This window comes from Symbiobacterium sp., from assembly GCF_040797425.1.
GTDB lineage: Bacteria > Bacillota > Sulfobacillia > Symbiobacteriales > Symbiobacteriaceae > Symbiobacterium.
This window is the reverse complement of sequence record NZ_JBFNEH010000006.1, coordinates 1-16806: the sequence shown is the minus strand read 5'-3', so window position 1 is coordinate 16806 and position 16806 is coordinate 1. Positions and strand designations below refer to the sequence as shown.

General features: G+C 70.0%; 15 protein-coding genes. All 15 read left to right on the top strand.

Features of this window, described 5'->3' with window-relative positions:
* The first annotated feature begins 20 nt into the window (after positions 1-20).
* The 15 genes from infC (at position 21) to pheT (ending at position 16587) form a co-directional block, all read left to right on the top strand.
* Positions 21-569, top strand: a complete 549-nt coding sequence (gene infC, locus AB2385_RS03080) for a translation initiation factor IF-3 (protein ID WP_367653534.1) — start codon at positions 21-23, stop codon at positions 567-569.
* Between the two features lie 17 nt (positions 570-586).
* Complete coding sequence (gene rpmI, locus AB2385_RS03075; RefSeq protein WP_367653459.1) at positions 587-781, top strand: 50S ribosomal protein L35; 195 nt, start codon at positions 587-589, stop codon at positions 779-781.
* 61 nt (positions 782-842) lie between these two features.
* Positions 843-1196, top strand: a complete 354-nt coding sequence (gene rplT / locus AB2385_RS03070; RefSeq protein WP_367653458.1) for a 50S ribosomal protein L20 — start codon at positions 843-845, stop codon at positions 1194-1196.
* A 113-nt stretch (positions 1197-1309) separates the two neighbouring features.
* A complete protein-coding gene (locus AB2385_RS03065) occupies positions 1310-1960 on the top strand; it encodes a TrkA family potassium uptake protein (RefSeq protein WP_367653456.1) in 651 nt (216 codons plus the stop codon).
* Between the two features lie 15 nt (positions 1961-1975).
* Entirely contained in the window at positions 1976-3346 is a 1371-nt protein-coding gene (locus AB2385_RS03060; RefSeq protein WP_367653455.1) for a TrkH family potassium uptake protein, read from the top strand.
* The gene (locus AB2385_RS03055; RefSeq protein ID WP_367653454.1) at positions 3343-4008 is read left to right on the top strand and encodes a TrkA family potassium uptake protein; all 666 of its coding nucleotides are present in this window, start codon (positions 3343-3345) and stop codon (positions 4006-4008) included. The genes AB2385_RS03060 and AB2385_RS03055 overlap by 4 nt, the downstream gene beginning before the upstream one ends.
* Entirely contained in the window at positions 4005-4808 is an 804-nt protein-coding gene (locus AB2385_RS03050) for a TrmH family RNA methyltransferase (RefSeq protein WP_367653453.1), read from the top strand. Before AB2385_RS03055 ends, AB2385_RS03050 begins: the two co-directional genes overlap by 4 nt.
* 73 nt (positions 4809-4881) lie before the next feature.
* Positions 4882-6027: a glycosyltransferase family 4 protein gene (locus AB2385_RS03045; protein WP_367653452.1), complete on the top strand. Its 1146-nt coding sequence runs from the start codon at positions 4882-4884 to the stop codon at positions 6025-6027.
* Positions 6014-6508, top strand: a complete 495-nt coding sequence (locus AB2385_RS03040) for a DUF4330 domain-containing protein (protein WP_367653451.1) — start codon at positions 6014-6016, stop codon at positions 6506-6508. The genes AB2385_RS03045 and AB2385_RS03040 overlap by 14 nt, the downstream gene beginning before the upstream one ends.
* A 12-nt stretch (positions 6509-6520) precedes the next feature.
* Positions 6521-8146, top strand: a complete 1626-nt coding sequence (locus tag AB2385_RS03035; RefSeq protein ID WP_367653450.1) for an O-antigen ligase family protein — start codon at positions 6521-6523, stop codon at positions 8144-8146.
* Positions 8143-9222, top strand: a complete 1080-nt coding sequence (locus AB2385_RS03030; RefSeq protein ID WP_367653449.1) for a glycosyltransferase family 4 protein — start codon at positions 8143-8145, stop codon at positions 9220-9222. The genes AB2385_RS03035 and AB2385_RS03030 overlap by 4 nt, the downstream gene beginning before the upstream one ends.
* Positions 9219-10784 (top strand): murein biosynthesis integral membrane protein MurJ, encoded by a 1566-nt coding sequence (gene murJ / locus AB2385_RS03025; protein WP_367653448.1) that lies wholly within the window; start codon positions 9219-9221, stop codon positions 10782-10784. Before AB2385_RS03030 ends, murJ begins: the two co-directional genes overlap by 4 nt.
* A gap of 27 nt (positions 10785-10811) precedes the next feature.
* Positions 10812-11909, top strand: a complete 1098-nt coding sequence (gene csaB, locus AB2385_RS03020) for a polysaccharide pyruvyl transferase CsaB (protein WP_367653447.1) — start codon at positions 10812-10814, stop codon at positions 11907-11909.
* A 1005-nt stretch (positions 11910-12914) separates the two neighbouring features.
* Entirely contained in the window at positions 12915-13946 is a 1032-nt protein-coding gene (gene pheS / locus AB2385_RS03015) for a phenylalanine--tRNA ligase subunit alpha (protein ID WP_367653446.1), read from the top strand.
* Between the two features lie 19 nt (positions 13947-13965).
* Positions 13966-16587 (top strand): phenylalanine--tRNA ligase subunit beta, encoded by a 2622-nt coding sequence (gene pheT / locus AB2385_RS03010; protein ID WP_367653445.1) that lies wholly within the window; start codon positions 13966-13968, stop codon positions 16585-16587.
* Positions 16588-16806: the final 219 nt, after the last annotated feature.

The following is a 16806-nucleotide window of genomic DNA, read 5'->3' as shown; positions in this document are numbered from 1 at the left end:
CGGTCAGGAGGTGTACGTGTATCAAGGAACAGGTCCGGGTCAATGAAATGATCAGGGCCCGCGAGGTCCGGCTTGTCTCGGAAACGGGCGAACAGCTGGGCGTGTTCTCCGTGCGCGAGGCGCTGCGCATCGCCGAGGAGCGGGGACTCGACCTTGTGGAGGTCGCGCCCAACGCCCGGCCGCCGGTCTGCAAGATCATGGACTACGGCCGGTACAAGTACGAGCAGGCGAAGCGGGAGCGCGAGGCGCGGAAGAAGCAGAAGGTCGTGACGATCAAAGAGGTCAAGATGCGGCCGAACATCGAGGAGCACGACTTCGCGGTGCGGCGGCGTCAGGCGGAGGCCTTCCTCCGGGATGGAGACAAGGTCAAGGCCACGATCATGTTCCGCGGCCGCGAGGTGGTCCACGCCCAACTGGGCAAGGAGGTGCTTGACCGGCTGCTCGAGGCCGTCAAGGACATCTGCGTCGTGGAACGCCCCGCCAAGCTTGAGGGCCGGAACATGATCATGATCCTGGCCCCGAAGCCGAACCTCGAATCCAAGTCGGCCCAGCAGGGCCAGGAACAGTAAGGAGGAGTAACCCAGCCATGCCGAAGATGAAGTCCCATCGCGGCGCTGCCAAGCGGTTCAAGCTGACGGGCAGCGGCCTGGTCAAGCATTACCCCACGAACAAGCACCACAAGAACACTCACAAGCGTGAGCGCCGGATCCGCGCCCTGAAGCGGAACCTCGTCCTCTCCCCGGCGTTCCAGAAGAATATCCGGGAGATCCTGCCCCACTAGCCATATACCATCACCGCGCTCCGGGGTGGGGGCTCCGGAGCGGATATAGGAGGAGAGCAACATGGCGCGCATCAAGCCCGGGAAGACCACCCGTGCTCGGCATAAGAAGATCCTGAAGCTGGCCAAGGGCTATTGGGGTGGCAAGAGCAAGCTGTTCCGCCCCGCCAACGAGACCGTGATGAAGGCGCTGTACTACGCCCGGCGCGACCGGCGGCAGCGGAAGCGCAACTTCCGCCGGCTCTGGATCGCCCGCATCAACGCCGCCGCCCGCATGAACGGTCTCACCTACAGCCAGTTCATGAACGGCCTCAGCAAGGCCGGCGTGCAGCTGAACCGCAAGGTCCTGGCCGACATCGCCGTCAACGACGCCGCCGGCTTCTCCGCCCTGGTGGAGAAGGCCAAGGCCAGCCTGTAACGTCGTTCCTCACGCCCACCCTTCCCGGGTGGGCTTTCCACTTGTCCGGAGTTGGAGTATATTGGGGGCTAGCGACACCGGGCACTCACCCGTCAGCGAAGGGAGCAGCGACCATGCGCAAGCGATATGCGGTAATCGGACTCGGACGGTTCGGCGCCAGCGTCGCCCGGACGCTCACCGAGATGGGGCAGTACGTGCTTGCGGTGGACATCGATCAAAGCCGCGTGGACGACCTGGCGCCCGTGCTCGGGCGGGTGGTCAGGGCCGACTGCACTGACCCGGCCGCCTTGCGCGCACTGCGCATTCAGGAGTTCGACACCGTCATCGTGGCGATCGGCGACAACGTCGAGGCCAGCGTGATCACGGTGCTCAACTGCCGGGATCTCGGCGTGCCCTACCTGGTGGCCAAGGCGCAGGACGAGGCCCACGGCCGCATCCTGAAGCACCTGGGCGTCGACCGGGTCGTCTACCCGCAGCGGGACATGGGCATCCGCGTGGCCAGCAACATCGCCACGGGCGGCATCATCGACTATGTGCGCTTGTCTGATGAGTACGGCATGGCCGAGATTGCTCCCCCCAAAACGGTGCTGGGCAAGAGCCTGCTGGAACTCGATCTGCCTCACCGCTTCGGGCTGAACGTGATGGCCATCAAGCGGGGGAACCGGGTGATCGTCTCGCCGCGGGCCGCCGAGCGCATCGCCGAGGGCGACGTGATGGTGGTCATCGGGTCGGCCGAGGGCATCACCCGGCTCCAGGGCGAGTAGCGGGGAGGGCGGAACATGGCAACGCAGCAGCGCCGGCAGGCGCCGGCGTTCACTCCGTCGCAGGTCCTGGCCCTCGGCTTTGCATTGATGATCCTCGCCGGAACCGTCCTGCTCGCCCTGCCGATCGCCCACGAGCCGGGGCAGCAGCTGTCGCTGGTGGACGCCCTCTTCATGGCCACCTCCGCCGTCTGCGTCACCGGCCTGGCGGTGGTGGACGTGGCGAGCACCTTCAGCACCTTCGGAGAGATCGTCATCATGTTGCTGATCCAGGCAGGCGGCTTCGGCATCATGAGCCTCTCCACGATGATGTTCCTGGTGACGGGCCGGCGCATCGGGCTGCAGGAGCGGCTGATGATGCAGGAGGCCCTCGGCTCCTTCTCCATCGCCGGGGTGGTGAAGATGACCCGCACCATCATCGCCACGACCCTGGTCATCGAGGCGGTGGGGGCCGTGCTGCTCGCCCTGCGCTTCCTCGCGTACTTTCCCCCGGGGAAGGCGCTCTACTTCGGGGTATTCCACGCGATCAGTGCTTTCAACAATGCGGGCCTTGACCTCACCTCTCACTCACTGCGCATCTTTAACCGGGACCCGTTCATCCTGCTGGTGGTGGCCGCACTGGTCCTCCTCGGCGGCATCGGTTTCATCGTGATGCAGGACATCTGGCGCCAGCGGCGGTGGGAGCGCTTCGCCCTGCAGACCAAGATCGTGCTGGTCGTGACGGGCGGGCTGCTGGTCGCGGGCACGCTCCTCATCCTGGCGCTGGAGTACAGCAATCCGGCCACCCTGGGGCCGCTGCCGCTCACGGACAAGCTCTTCAACGCCTTCTTCACGTCGGTCACCTTCCGCACCGCCGGCTTTGAGTCCATCTCCATGGGGAAGATGGCTTACGCCGCCCTGCTGGTGGCCATCGTGCTGATGTACATCGGCGGCTCGCCCGGAGGCACGGGAGGCGGCATCAAGACAACCACCTTCGCGGTGATCATCCTGGCCGTGCGGGCGACGGTGCGGGGCACCGAGGAGATCCAGGTGATGGGCCGGCGGCTGCCCCGGGAGCTCCTGGACCGGGCGATCGCCATCGCCGCGATGGCCCTGGTCCTCATCGTCGTCGTGGGCGGCGTATTGCTCGTGACCGAGAGCCATGTGGTCTCCGACCCCACCAACCCGGTCACCATCGCCGACGTCCTGTTCGAGGGCACCTCGGCATTCGCCACCGTGGGGCTCACGACGGGTGTCACGCCCCACCTGAGCATCCCCGGCCGCCTGCTGATCGCCCTCACCATGTACATCGGCCGCATCGGGCCGCTCACTGCCGCCGTGGCCCTGGCCCAGCGGCGCCGGGAGCGGGCGCACATCGACTATCCGGAGGAGCGGGTGATGATCGGATGAGCCGAAAGACGATCGTCGTGGTCGGGCTGGGCCGGTTCGGGTCCAGCGTGGCGCTGCACCTGCAGCGCATGGGCCACGAGGTGCTGGGCATCGACCAGAGCCAGGACCTGGTGGACCACTTCGCCGCAGAGCTCACCCACGCCGTCGCCTGCGACTCCACCGACGAGGAGGCGCTCCGGGCCCTGGGCCTGCGCAACTTCGACGTCGGCGTCGTCGCCATCGGCAACGACGTCGAGGCCTCGATCCTGACCACCGTCCTCTTGAAGGAGCAGGGCGTGCCCCTGGTGGTCGCCAAGGCGATGAGCGAGCTGCACGGCCGCACCCTCGAGAAGGTGGGCGCCGACCGGGTCTTCTACCCCGAGCGCGACATGGGCGCGCGGGTCGCCCACTCCCTGCTCACCGGCAGCGAGATCGACTACATCGAGCTCTCGCCGGAGTACACCATCCTGGAGATGGAGGCGCCGCCCCAGCTGGAGGGCCTGACCCTCCGCGAGGCCAACCTGCGGGCCCGCTTCGGCATCTCGGTGCTGGCGCTGAAGTCGGGCGAGCACATCAACGCCGCGCCGCTGGCCACCGACCAGATCAAACCCGGCGACCACCTGGTGCTGCTGGGGAGCAAAGAGGGCGTCAGACAACTCGAGAGGATGTTGCAGCAAGGATGAGCGGCCACGAGGCCCCGCTGGGGCCGAAACACAAGCTGGTTCAGCAGGCCCGGCTGCTGGCCCGGGAGCGGAAAGAGCGGGAGGCGGCGGGCCTGGCCCACATGGAGGGCGTGCGGCTGGTGGAGGAGGCGCTGGCCGCGGGGGTGGAGGTGGCTTACCTCCTTTACACCCCCGATTTGGCGGAGCGCCCCCGCGGCGCCGCCCTGCTGCGCGCGGCCGCGGCCCGGGGCGTGCCGCTCCACGCGGTCACGCCCGCGGCCCTGGAACGGGCCGCCGACACCCGCACGCCGCAGGGAGTGGTGGGCGTCTTCCGTCCGCGCCGCTTCGGCCTGGACGACCTCGGGCCCGGCCTGGTGCTGGTGCTGGACGGCCTGCAGGATCCCGGGAACCTGGGCACCGCCATCCGCTCGCTGGAGGCGCTGGGCGGCGGCGGCGCCGTGGTCTGCGGCGGCGCGGACCCCCTGAACCCAAAGGTGGTGCGGGGGGCGATGGGATCGCTCTTCCGGCTCCCGGTGGTGGAGCTGGGGCTGGGCGAGGCGCTCGCAGCGCTGCGCACCCGGGGGCGCCGCATCTACGTGGCCGACGCCGGCGGCGACCTGGCACCGTGGGACGTGGACCTGGCGCGGGGGGCCGCTGTGGTCATCGGGAACGAGGGGGCGGGCCCCTCGCCGCTCGCGCGCGACTGCGCCGACGGCGTGCTTTCCATTCCAATGGTGGGGCCCACCGAGTCGCTGAACGCTGCCGTCGCGGCGTCGCTCCTCCTCTACGAGGCGCTGCGGCAGCAGGGTCGCGGCCGCTGACCCCGACTTGTTTGCGCGAAACGTTACAGGTAAAATACCTGAGACAGCCCTCGCACAGGGGGGACGGTGCGCCATGCCCAACAACCTGCCAACGATCCTGCTCGCCGCCATGGCCCTGGACCTGGGCGGGGCGGAGACCCACGTGATCAGCCTCGCCCGGGAACTGCACCGGCGCGGGCACCGCGTGGTCGTCGCCTCGGCTGGCGGCCGCATGGTGCCGATGCTTACGGAGCGGGGGATTCCGCACGAAGTCGTGCCCATGGCCAGCCGCAACCCGCTGGTGATGGCGCGCGCCTTTTTCGGCCTGCGGCGCGTGATCGCCCGGTACAACGTGGGCCTGGTCCACGCGCACGCCCGCATTCCCGCCTGGCTCTGCTCCCTGGTGGTGCGGGGCCGGGGCATCCCGCTGGTGACGACCTACCACGGCACCTACGCCGCCGGCTTCCCGTGGAAGTACCTGACCACCTTCGGCCAGCGGGCCATCGCCGTGAGCGAGGACGTGCGCCGCCACCTGGAGGGGCCGCTGGGCGCGCCGCCCGAGATCATCCGCGTCATCCCCAACGGCTTCGAGACCGGCGAGTTCCGGCCCGGCGTCGACATCGGCCCGCTGCTGGCCGAGCTGGGGCCAGACCTGGGCGGCCCGCACGTGGTGCACGCCAGCCGGCTCACCGATGAGTTTGCCGACACGGCCGTGGCCCTGCTCCGGGCGCTGCCCTCGCTGAATGCGCAGTTCCCGACGATCCGCCTCTGGATCCTCGGCGACGGCAACCGCTACGCGGAGGTGCAGCGCCTGGCCGACGAGGTGAACGCCCGGCTGGGCCGGCCCGCCGCGGCCGCCGTGGGCCACCGCCTCGACGTGGCCGCCTTCTTCAACCTGGCCGACGTGGTGGTGGCCGTGGCGCGCACCGCCACCGAGGCGATGCTGTGCGAGCGGCCGGTGGTCATCGCCGGCGAGGGGGGATACCGGGGCATCCTCACCCCGGAGCGGATCCCGGTCTACGCGGCGGCCAACTTCACCGCCCGCGAGGGCGGTACCCCTCTCGATCCCGCCGTCCTGGCAGCCGACATCGCCAGCCTGCTGGGCCCCGAACGGGCCGCCGAGCGGGCGCGCCTCGGCCGGGCGGGGCGGGAGTTCGTGGTGGCCAGCCTTTCCATCGAGTCTGTGACGGCCCGCATCTTAGACGTGTACGCGGAGGTGCTGACTGGTGATCGACAATAAGGGCCGGCTCTTCGGCAAGATCAACCTGCTCGACCTGGTGGTGCTCCTGGGCATCCTGGCGGTGGCGGGAAGGTTCGCCTACGGCGCCCTGGCCGGGCAGGAGGCCGCCCCGGCGGGGCAGGACCAGACCATCGAGATGACCTTCCGGGTGCCGGCCGTCACCCAGTGGACGGTGGATGCGATCAAAGTGGGCGACGACGTGTTCGACAGCAAGTCCAACACCTGGATGGGCAAGATCGTCGCCGTCGACGCCGAGCCCGCCCTCATCGCCTGGGAAGTGGCCGATGGCATCGTGTCGTATGAGTCTGATACGCATTTTGACCTGTATGTGACGATCCGGGGGCCCGCCCGGGTGTCGCCCAACGGCATCACCATGAGCGGTATCGAGGTGAAGGTGGGCCGGAGCATCCAGTTCAAGAGCGCCTACTGGGCCGCAACCGGCACCACCGTGGCGTTCAACCTCACCCCGGACCAGCAGTAGGGGGCGACGCCCATGGTGCGGTCACCCCTGCTGGATCTGTGGGAGACAAGCCTCGTCGGGCGCCTGGCTGCCTGGCTCCTGGGCGTGTGGGAGGCGAGCCTGACCGGCCGGGCGCTCTCCGCGCTGGGCGCCTTCTGCGGGCGCGTCTTCGCCGGCTCGCTGCTGGGCCGCTTCTGGTACTCGGACTGGCCCGCCGGGGCCGCCGGCGGCGGCCGGGTGGGGCGTGCCCTCGGGTGGCTCGCCCGGTTGTACGAGGCGGTGGGACGCCGGTTGGGTCCGTGGCTCGCCGGAGTCTGGGAAGGCAGCCTGGTGGTGGGGCTCTGCCGGCGCGCAGCCCGGGCCGTCGGGGGCCTGCTGGCGGGCAGCCACCTCTGGCGGCTCTTCTGGGGCTACGCGGACGATGTGGTCCTCGCCCCGGCTGAGGCGGAGGCCGAGCGGGCCACCTCGCCGGTGGTCTACCTGCTGGGAATGCTCCTGGGCCTGCTGCCCCTGGTGCCGCACGGCATGTCCTCGCTTTCCACCGCCCTGATGATCGTGGGCGTGTGGGCCCTGGCCGGATTGGCCTTGGTGCTGAGGATGGTCCGGGGCGACTTCCGCTGGCGCACGCCGTCGGCCCTGCTGCCGTTCTCCCTGTTCCTCCTGGTGACGGCGGCGTCCACGTTCCAGTCGCTCACGCCCGCCTCCAGCCTCCGCAACCTGATCATCTGGCTCACGGCCGGGCTGCTCTTCTGGCTCGTCGCCGACCAGGTGCGCACCTCCCGGGACGCGGCGGTGCTCCTCGGGCCGGTGCTGGCCGGTGCGATGCTGATGGCCCTGTGGGGCGTCTACCAGGTGATCCACCCGCCCGAGGTGGAGGAGTCGTGGGTGGATCCCGAGCAGGCGGAGAGCGTGATCCGCGTCTTCGCCAGCATGGGCAACCCCAACTACCTGGCCGAGTACATGACGCTCTTCCTGCCGCCGGCCATCGCCCTGTGGCTGCAGAACCCCCGCAGGCAGCTGCCCCTGGCCCTGCCCGTGGCCCTGATGCTCCTCGCCCTGCTGCTCACCGGCTCCCGGGGTGGCTGGCTTGCTTTCGCGGGTGCGGTCGGCCTCTTCATTCTGATGCGTTTCCGCCGCTGGGCGGTGTTCCTCTTCCTCGGCGGCCTGGCGGTGGTGCTGGCGGCGCCCGATGCGCTGCTGAACCGGCTGCTCTCGGCCTTCTCGCTGCAGGACACGTCGAACCTCTACCGCGTGAACATCTGGATCGGCGTGCTGGCCATGCTGCGGAAGTACTGGGTACTGGGCGCCGGAGCAGGCGCCGAGGCGTTTGCCGCCGGCTACCAGGAGTTCATGCTCTCCGGTGCGCGGGCGGCCCACGCCCACAACGTGCCGCTGGAGATCTTGGCCGAGATGGGCGTGCTGGGCCTCGTCTTCGTGCTGTGGCTTCTTCTCGCCGTGGTGCGCCGGCCCTTCGTGACGGGTGCGAGGCCGCTGAGCAGCTACCTGCTGGCCGCGGTGCCCTGTGCACTCACCGGCCTGCTCGTCCACGGCATGGTGGACTACGTGTGGTACAACCCTAAGGTGCTCTTCGCCTTTTGGGCCGTCGCCGGCCTGGGGGCGGGGCTCGCCTTGGGCCATAGAGAGGGACGAACAGCTTGACTTCAGCGAAATCCGGCAAGCCCAGGGTCCTGCACGTGTGCAGCGATACCAACATTGGCGGTGCGGGCCGGTACGTGCTCACGCTGGTCACCCAGCCCCGCATCGCCGCACGTTACGAGGTGGCGGTGGCCTGCCCCGACGGGGCGCTGGCGGCCGCCCTTCGGCGCGCCGGCGTGCCGGTCTTCCTCTACCCCGGGGCCGACCGCTCCCTCTCCTGGCCTGCGGTGCAGGGGCTGCTGGCCCTCATGCGCAGCTGGCGCCCGCAGATCGTGCAGGCCCACGGCGCCCTGTCCGGGCGCATCGCCGGCCGGCTGGCGGGCGCCCGGGTGATTTACACCAAGCACGGCTTCGCCTCGGCCGCCGAGGCGTCGGTGCAGATCCGGGAGGCCGGGAGCCTGCTCCGCACCCTGGCGGTGCGGCACCTGGCCGACCGCATTGTGGCCGTCTCCGTGGCCGTGCGCGACGCGCTGATTGCCCAGGGGGCCGACCCCGGGCGCGTGCGCGTGATCCACGGGGGCGTCGACACCCGGTCGTATGAGGCGGCGCAACCGCCCGTTCCCGGGGTGGTGGGGGCCCTCGGCCGGTTGGAGCGGGAGAAGGGCTTCGACGTGCTCATCGCCGCCATGGCGGAGCTCAGGGGCGAGGCCCGCCTGCTGATCGGCGGCGACGGCTCTCAGCGCGCCGCGCTGGAGGCGCAGGCGGCGGGGCTGCCGGTGGATTTTGTCGGCTTCGTCTCCGACGTTCCGGCCTTCCTGAGTCGGATCGGCATCCTGGCGGTGCCCTCCCGCTCGGAGGGGCTCGGGCTGGTGGCGGTGGAGGGGATGGCCGCCGGCCGCCCGGTGGTCGCGTCCTGCACGGGCGGGCTGTCCGAGGTGGTGGCGCACGGCGAGACCGGCTTCCTGGTCGAGCCGGAGGATCCGCAGGCCCTGGCCGGGGCGATCCGCCGGCTGCTGGCGGACCCCGCACTGGCCGCCCGCATGGGCGCCGCCGGGCGGGCGCGCGCAGCCGCTCAGTTCAGCGCCGACCGAATGGCCGCCGAGACCGACGCACTCTATGAGGAGTTGATAGCGCGATGATGGCCGCGACCCCGCGCACCCTGGTGAAGGCCGCGACCATCATCTCGGGCGCCACGATCCTGAGCCGCATCCTCGGCTACGTGCGGGAGATGCTCCTGGCCGCCCGGTTCGGTGCGAGCTATACCACGGATGCCTACCTGACGGCGCAGGACCTGCCGTACTCGCTCTTCGCCACCGTCAGCGCCGGCCTGGTGATGGTCTTCATTCCCGTCTACCGGGAGGTGCTGCAGCGGCAGGGGGAACGCGCGGCCGAAAACCTGGTCCGGAGCGTGCTCACCCTGACCCTGCTGGTGACGGTGCTGCTGCTGCTCCTGGGCTGGGCGTTGGCGCCCTGGTTCGTGCCGGCGCTGGTGCCCCGGTTCCCCGCCCAAGTGCAGGCCCTGACGATTTCGCTCACCCGCACCATGCTGCCGATGCTCCTCTTCATGGGGCTCGCCGGCGTGGCGACGGCCGTGCTCAACGCCAACCAGCGCTTTACCGCCCCTGCCTTCGTCGGCATGGTGAACAACCTGCCGGTGGTGCTGACGCTGCTGCTCGTGGCGCAGCCTTCCCAGGTCCACTGGGTCGCTCAGGCCGTGGTGGTCGGTGCCGCCGCGGGCGCCCTGATGCTGCTGCCCGGACTGCGCCGCCTCGGCTTCGTCTACAGACCGCGGATCGACTGGCACGACCCGGGCCTGGCGCAGGTGGGGCGGCTGATTCTCCCGGTGCTGGTCACCACCGGGGTCATTCAGATTCAGGACTTCTTCGACCGGTTCCTGGCCTCGGGGCTGGCCGAGGGCTCCATCTCGGCCCTGAACTATGCCGTGCGGGTCAACTCCCTGCCCTACGGCGTGGTGGGCGCCGCCATCGCCACGGTGCTCTACCCCACCCTGGCGTCGGAAGCGGCCGAGGGGAACAGGGAGGAGCTGGGCCAGAGCGCCGCGCGCGGCCTCCGCATCCTCAGCTTCGTGCTACTGCCCATGGCCATCGGCCTCCTGGTCTTCCGGGAGCCCATCGTGCAGCTCATCTTCGAGCGGGGGGCGTTCGACCCGGCGGCCACCCGGGCCACGGCGTATGCGTTGCTGTTCTACGCGCCGGGCATTCTGCTCTTCGGCTGGCAGGACTTCCTGAACCGCTGCTTCTGGGCCATGCAGGACCCCCGCACCCCGATGCAGGCGGCCGCCGTGTTGGTTGCCTTCAGCCTGCTGTTCAAGTTGGCCCTGGCCGGGCCGCTGGCCCACGGAGGGCTGGCGCTGGGGCAGACCCTCGCCACCCTGGTCTCGGTCGCCTTCCTGCTCTGGCGGCTGCGGGCGCAGCTGGGAACGATCGGCGGGCGGGAACTGGCCGCCCGCGTCGGCGTCAACCTCTGCACCGCGGCGGCCGGCGCCCTGGCGGGTTGGGGGCTCTTCCGGCTGCTCTCGGCGGTGGCGCCGGGCAGCGGACTGCTGGCGCAGTCGGTGCGGCTCTTCCCCGGGCTGGGCGTGGTGGTGGCAGTGCATGTGGGCCTTGCCCTTCTCCTGGGCAACCGGGAAGGGGCGGAGGTTGTGGAGCGGGCCGTGCGCCGGCTGCGGAGGCGTGCGTGATGAGCCGGGTGGAAGGAGGGAGCAACTGTGGCTGAGATCTTGATCGCCGGGTATTACGGTTTCCACAACGCAGGCGACGAGGCGATGCTTGCGGGCATCCGGCGGTCGATCGGCGAGCTGCGTCCGGACGTGACCTTCACCGCCATCTCGGGCACGGCCGCGCAGACGCGCAGCCTGCACGGCATCCGCGCCGTCAGCCGCAGCGACCTCAAGGCCATCTGGGAGGCCATCGGGCGGGCCGACCTGGTGATGTTCGGCGGCGGCAGCCTGCTGCAGGACGTCACCAGCAGCCGGTCGCTCATCTACTACCTCGGCCTGGCCACGCTGGCGCAGATCCGGCGCAGGCCGGTGATGTTCTACGCCCAGGGCGTGGGCCCCATTGTGCGGCCTCTGGGCAAGGTGCTGGTGCCGCTGATCGTGAACCGGGTGAACCTGATCACCGCCCGCGACCCGGAGGCGGCCGAGGCCTTCCGGCGGCTCGGGGTGCGCCGGCCGCCCATCACGGTGACGGCCGACGCGGCTCTCACCCTCGGCCCCGCGGACCCCGAGTGGGGGGAGGCGCTGCTCCGCACCGCCGGCGTGGACGTGAGCCGTCCGCTGATCGGCGTTTCGGTGCGGCCGTGGAAGCAGGGGGAAGGGGAAAACGAACCGGGCCTCGCCCGGGCGCTGGATCAGCTGGCCCGGGAGTTCGGGGCGGCGGTGGTCTTCATCCCCATGCAGCAGCAGAAGGACGTGGCGGCCGGCCAGGCGGTGGCCGCGCACATGCAGTCGCCTGCGGTGGTGTTGCAGGGGACGTACAACTACGAGGAACTGCGGGCGATGATCGCCCGGTGCAACCTGCTGGTGGGGCTCCGGTACCACTCGCTGGTGTTCGCCGCCATGAGTGGGGTGCCGCTGGTGGGTCTCTCGTACGATCCGAAGAACGACGCGTTCCTGCGCCTGATCGGGCAGCCGGTGGCGGGAAGCCTCGGAGCGCTTGACCCGGAGGCGGTGGCGGCGGCGGGGCGGCGGGCGCTTGGGAACGCGGACGCCTGTCGGGAGGAGCTGCTCCGGCATATGGACCGGCTGGTGCCGCTGGCCCGGCTGAATGCGGAGCTGGCGGTGGAGTTGCTGCCGAAGGGGTGAGCTTCTGCGGAGCCTGAACCGGCGCCAGCAACGCGGTTTCGCGCGCCCTGCCTCGCCCCGACTGGAAGCGCATGGCGGGTGCCCGGGCAGGGCGGCTCGCCGCCGCTGGCGCAGACCGGCGGTAGTGCTCCTCGGCGGACGGGCGTGCTCGCTGCGCAGTTCGCTCCGCTGCGCCGCGCCGTCCGCCTGCGGAGCCTGAACCGGCGCCAGCAACGCGGCTTCGCTCACCCTGCCCGGCCAGGCCCTCGTACTCCCGCCCCGGCCAGGGCAGCGGGGCTCGGCGCCCCGGCTGTCTGCAGAGATGGAAGCGGTGGCATGCCCCGCCTTTGCCAGCCTTGCCTGGAAGCGCTTGTCGAGCGCTCGGGCAGGGCTTCCATTTTTCGGCATCGCGGTGGTGCGGTTTCCTTTCTTGCCCGCTTCACGGCTGCACTATGTTCGCACGGTGAAGCCTTGAGGGGCGGTGGGGGGCATGCTATAATACCCGATGTCGGACAAATGGAACAAGGGCAGAGGGAGGGAGTGGCGGCTTGACCAACCCCAACTCCGCTACCGCTGAGGTGCTCTGGACCATCTTCTCCCACACCGGTTCCATCATCGCTTACCTGCTGTATAAGCGCTTTACAGTCCAGTAGTCGTTTGCTATACTCAACTGCACAGGTTGTGGCACTGTTGTCAACGGCTGTGATGGAGGAAAGTAACCGGCAGTGGCGGTGTCCAGGGAGGCCAGGCCCCGACTGGAAGCCGGCTCTCCGCCCGCCGTGTGAAGTTCCCTCCGGAGCTGCCCCGCTGAACGGCTTCCAAGCCGGGCCTGGATGGGTCCGGCAAGATGGAGTCGGGAAGACTGAGTAGGTGGGGACGGGTCCTTCCCGTTACAGGAGGGGGGCGTGCTGGCGCCTGGACGAGCGGAGCCCTGCAGGGCTCAAATCGGGTGGTACCGCGGAAGCGAGCGCTTTCGTCCCGTTGGGGACGAAGGCGCTCATCTTGATTTTCCCGGAGGTGGCCTTGTTGAAGGACCAGTTGCTGAAGCTGCGCGATGAGGCCTTGGAGGCCATCGCCAAGGCGGCGGACGTGGCAACCATCCAGGAGATGCGCGTGCGCTACCTCGGCAAGAAGTCTGAGCTGAACCGCGCCCTGAGCGGCCTCGGCAAGCTCCCCACGGTGGAGGAACGCAAGGCGATGGGCGCCCTGGGCAACGAGATCAAGCAGGCGATCACCGCCGCGCTGGACGCCCGGGAGCAGGTGCTGGCCGAAGCCGAGCTGGCCGCCCGGCTGGAGGCGGAGCGGGTGGACGTGACCCTGCCTGGCGAGCCGGTGCGCCGCGGCCATCTGCACATCCTGAACCAGGTGATCCACCGCATCGAGGAGATCTTCATCGCCATGGGCTACGAGGTGGCCGAGTCGCGCCAGGTGGAGACCGACTGGTACAACTTCGAGGCGCTGAACATCCCCAAGGGCCACCCGGCGCGCGACGCGCAGGACTCGCTCTTCATCACCGACGAGGTGCTGCTGCGCACGCATACCTCCAACACGCAGATCCGGTACATGCTCGAGGTCGCCAAGGGCCGCACGCCGGTGAAGATCATCTGTCCCGGCCGGGTCTTCCGGCGTGACTTCGAGGACGCGACCCACGCCATGATGTTCCACCAGGTCGAGGGGCTGGTGATCGACAAGGGCATCACCATGGCCTCGCTGAAGGGGGCCCTTACCGAGATGGCCCGCGGCCTCTTCGGCCCCAACGTGGGCATCCGCCTGCGGCCTTCGTACTTCCCGTTCACGGAGCCCTCGGCGGAGATGGACATCTCGTGCATCTTCTGCGGCGGCAAGGGCTGCCGCACGTGCAAGGGCTCGGGCTGGATCGAGATCGGCGGCTCCGGCATGGTGCACCCGAACGTGCTCCGGGCCGGCGGCTACGATCCCGAGGAGGTCTCCGGCTGGGCCTTCGGATACGGCCCCGAGCGGGTGGCGATGCTGATGTACGGCATCGAGGACATCCGGCACTTCGTCAACAACGATATGCGGTTCCTGAGGCAGTTCTAGCGAGGGGGAGGCGGCACACATGCAGGTTTCGTACAACTGGCTGAAGGAGTATGTGCAGGTGGACCTCTCCCCGCAGGAACTGGCCGAGCGGCTGACGGCCCGGGGCGTGGTGGTGGAGAACCTGAGGTCCGCGAACCCCGGGGTGGAGGGGGTCGTGGTGGGCCGGGTGGTGGCCATGGAGCACCATCCGAACGCCGACACCCTCTGGGTCTGCCAGGTGGACGTGGGCGGCGGCCAGGTGCTGCAGATCCTCACCGGCGCCCAGAACGTCACGGTGGGTGCCCTGGTGCCGGCGGCTGTGCCCGGTGCCAAGCTGCCCGGCGGCGTGGAGATGGGGGTGAAGAAGCTCCGGGGCCTGGATTCCCACGGCATGCTCTGCTCCGAGGTGGAACTGCAGGTGGGCGATGACGCCGACGGTATCCTGATTCTGCCCGCCGACCAGGGGCTGGAGCCGGGCATGGATGTGGCCGAGGTGCTCGGCCTGAACGACTGGGTCCTGGAGCTGGACCTCACGGCCAATTACGCGGCCCACTGCCAGAGCATGATCGGCGTGGCCCAGGAGGTGGCCGCGATCCTGGGGACAGAGGTGCGGCTGCCGGAGATCTACACGCCGGACCAGCCGGGGACGGACACCCACGATTTCATCCAGATCCGCATCGACGCCCCCGACCTCTGCAGCCGCTACGTGGCGCGCGTGGTGCGCGGGGTGAAGATCGGCCCCTCGCCGCTGTGGCTCCAGGCCCGGGTGCGCGCTGCGGGCATGCGGCCGATCAACAACGTCGTGGACATCGCCAACTATGTCATGCTCGAACTGGGCCAGCCGCTGCACACCTTCGACTACGAGAAGATCCGCGGCCGGCAGATCATCGTCCGCCGGGCCGGTAACGGCGAGCGGTTCACCACCCTGGACGGCCAGGAGCGGGTCCTGGACGAGAACGTGCTGGTCATCGCCGACGGCGAGGGGCCGGTGGCCCTGGCCGGCGTGATGGGCGGCGAGGAGTCCGAGGTCACCGACCAGACGGTGGACATCCTCATCGAGTCGGCCCACTTCGACAACATCAACAACCGGCGCACGTCGCTGCGCTACAACCTGCCCAGCGAGGCGTCCAAGCGGTTCACCAAGGGAGTCGACCCCTCCGGTTGCATCCGGGCCGCCGACCGGGCGGCGCAGCTCATGGCCGACCTCGCCGGGGGCACGGTGATTGCCGGCCACGTGGATGTCTACCCGCGTCCCACCGTCCCGCCCGTCATCCTGCTGCGCACCGAGAAGGCCAATGCCCTCACGGGGCTGCAGCTCACCCCCGAGCGGATGGCCGAGCACCTGCGCAGCCTCGGCATGGCGGTCCTGCGCCCTGAGGACCTGATCGCCGACCTGGCCGCCGGCGCCCCGGAGGCCGAGGAGGAGGAGGGCGAGGACCTGGGCGGCCGGCCGGTCTGGACCGCCATGCACCAGGTCTCCCCGGTACCGTCCGACCCCGAGGCGTACCGGGCCTGGGCCCGAGCCGCCCGGGCGGCGCTGGAGGAGGCCGGCGAGCAGCTGGCGGGCCTGATCCCCGGCGACGGCGAAATCCTGGTCGTCGTCGTTCCCACCCGCCGCAGCGACATCGCCATTGAGGTGGACCTGATCGAGGAGATCGCTCGCTGCGAGGGCTACGACCAGATCCCGCTGGAGCTTCCCGTGCTGGCCTCCAACCGTGGCGGCCGTTCGCCCCAGGCGGAGGCGAAGCTGGCGGCGCGGCGCCTGCTGGCGGGGGCGGGTCTCACCGAGGTCCTGACGCACTCGCTGGTTCACCCGCGGGTGTACGACATGCTGGGGCTGCCGGCCGACGACCCGCACCGGCGGTACCTCACCCTGGCGAACCCGATGTACGACGAGCGCTCGACGCTGCGCACGATGCTGCTGCCGGGGCTGCTGGACGTGGTGAAGTACAACGTCAACCGGCAGATCCGCGACCTGGCGCTGTTCGAGATCAGCCACGTCTATCTCCCCATCGAAGGGCAGCAGCTGCCCGACGAGCCGCTGGCGCTCGCCGTGGCCATGACGGGCAACCTGTCCCCGCTGGGCTGGCGGAGCCCGGAGAAGCCCGCCGACTTCTTCGCCCTCAAGGGCGTGATCGAGCACCTGCTGTGGGGCCTTGGCGTGGAGGGCGCCAGCTTCGTCCGCAGCGACAGCCCGGTGCTGCACCCGGGTCGGCAGGCGGCCCTGGTGATCGGCGGTGAGCAGGTTGGCCTCCTGGGCGAGCTGCACCCGCGGGTGCAGCGCGAGTGGGAACTGCCCGCCCGGGTCTACGTGGCCGAGATCGCCTTCGGCCCGCTGCTGGCGGCGATGCGGCCCCAGGCCGTCTACCACCCGGTGCCCCGGTTCCCCGCCGTCGCCCGGGACCTGGCGGTCGTGGTCGACGTCGACCTCCCCGCCGCCCAGGTGGAGGCGGTGATCCGGGAATCCGGCGGCGAGCTGTTGGAGGACGTGAAGCTCTTCGACCTGTACCAGGGCGAGGGGGTGGCCCCGGGCAAGCGCTCGCTGGCGTTCCGCCTGACCTTCCGGGCCGCCGACCGCACGCTCACCGACGCCGATCTCGAGCCTGTGCAGGGCCGCATCCTGGCTGCGCTGAAGGCGCTGGGGGCGGAGCTGCGGGGCTGACGGAGCCGCGGTGGCGGGGGTCACGCACCCCGGGTGGTCGGTTCGGTGCCGACCTCGTGGGATGGACGGCAGAGTGACGATGAACGGAGAGGCAACCGCTTCGGCGGCTGCCTCTCCGTTTTTGTCGGACGGGGCGGAGCTTACGGTGGACGCAGCCAGGTCTCCGGGGGCGGGAGTGTCAAGATTCAGCACACTCCCGCGGACGGACTGCGCTGAATC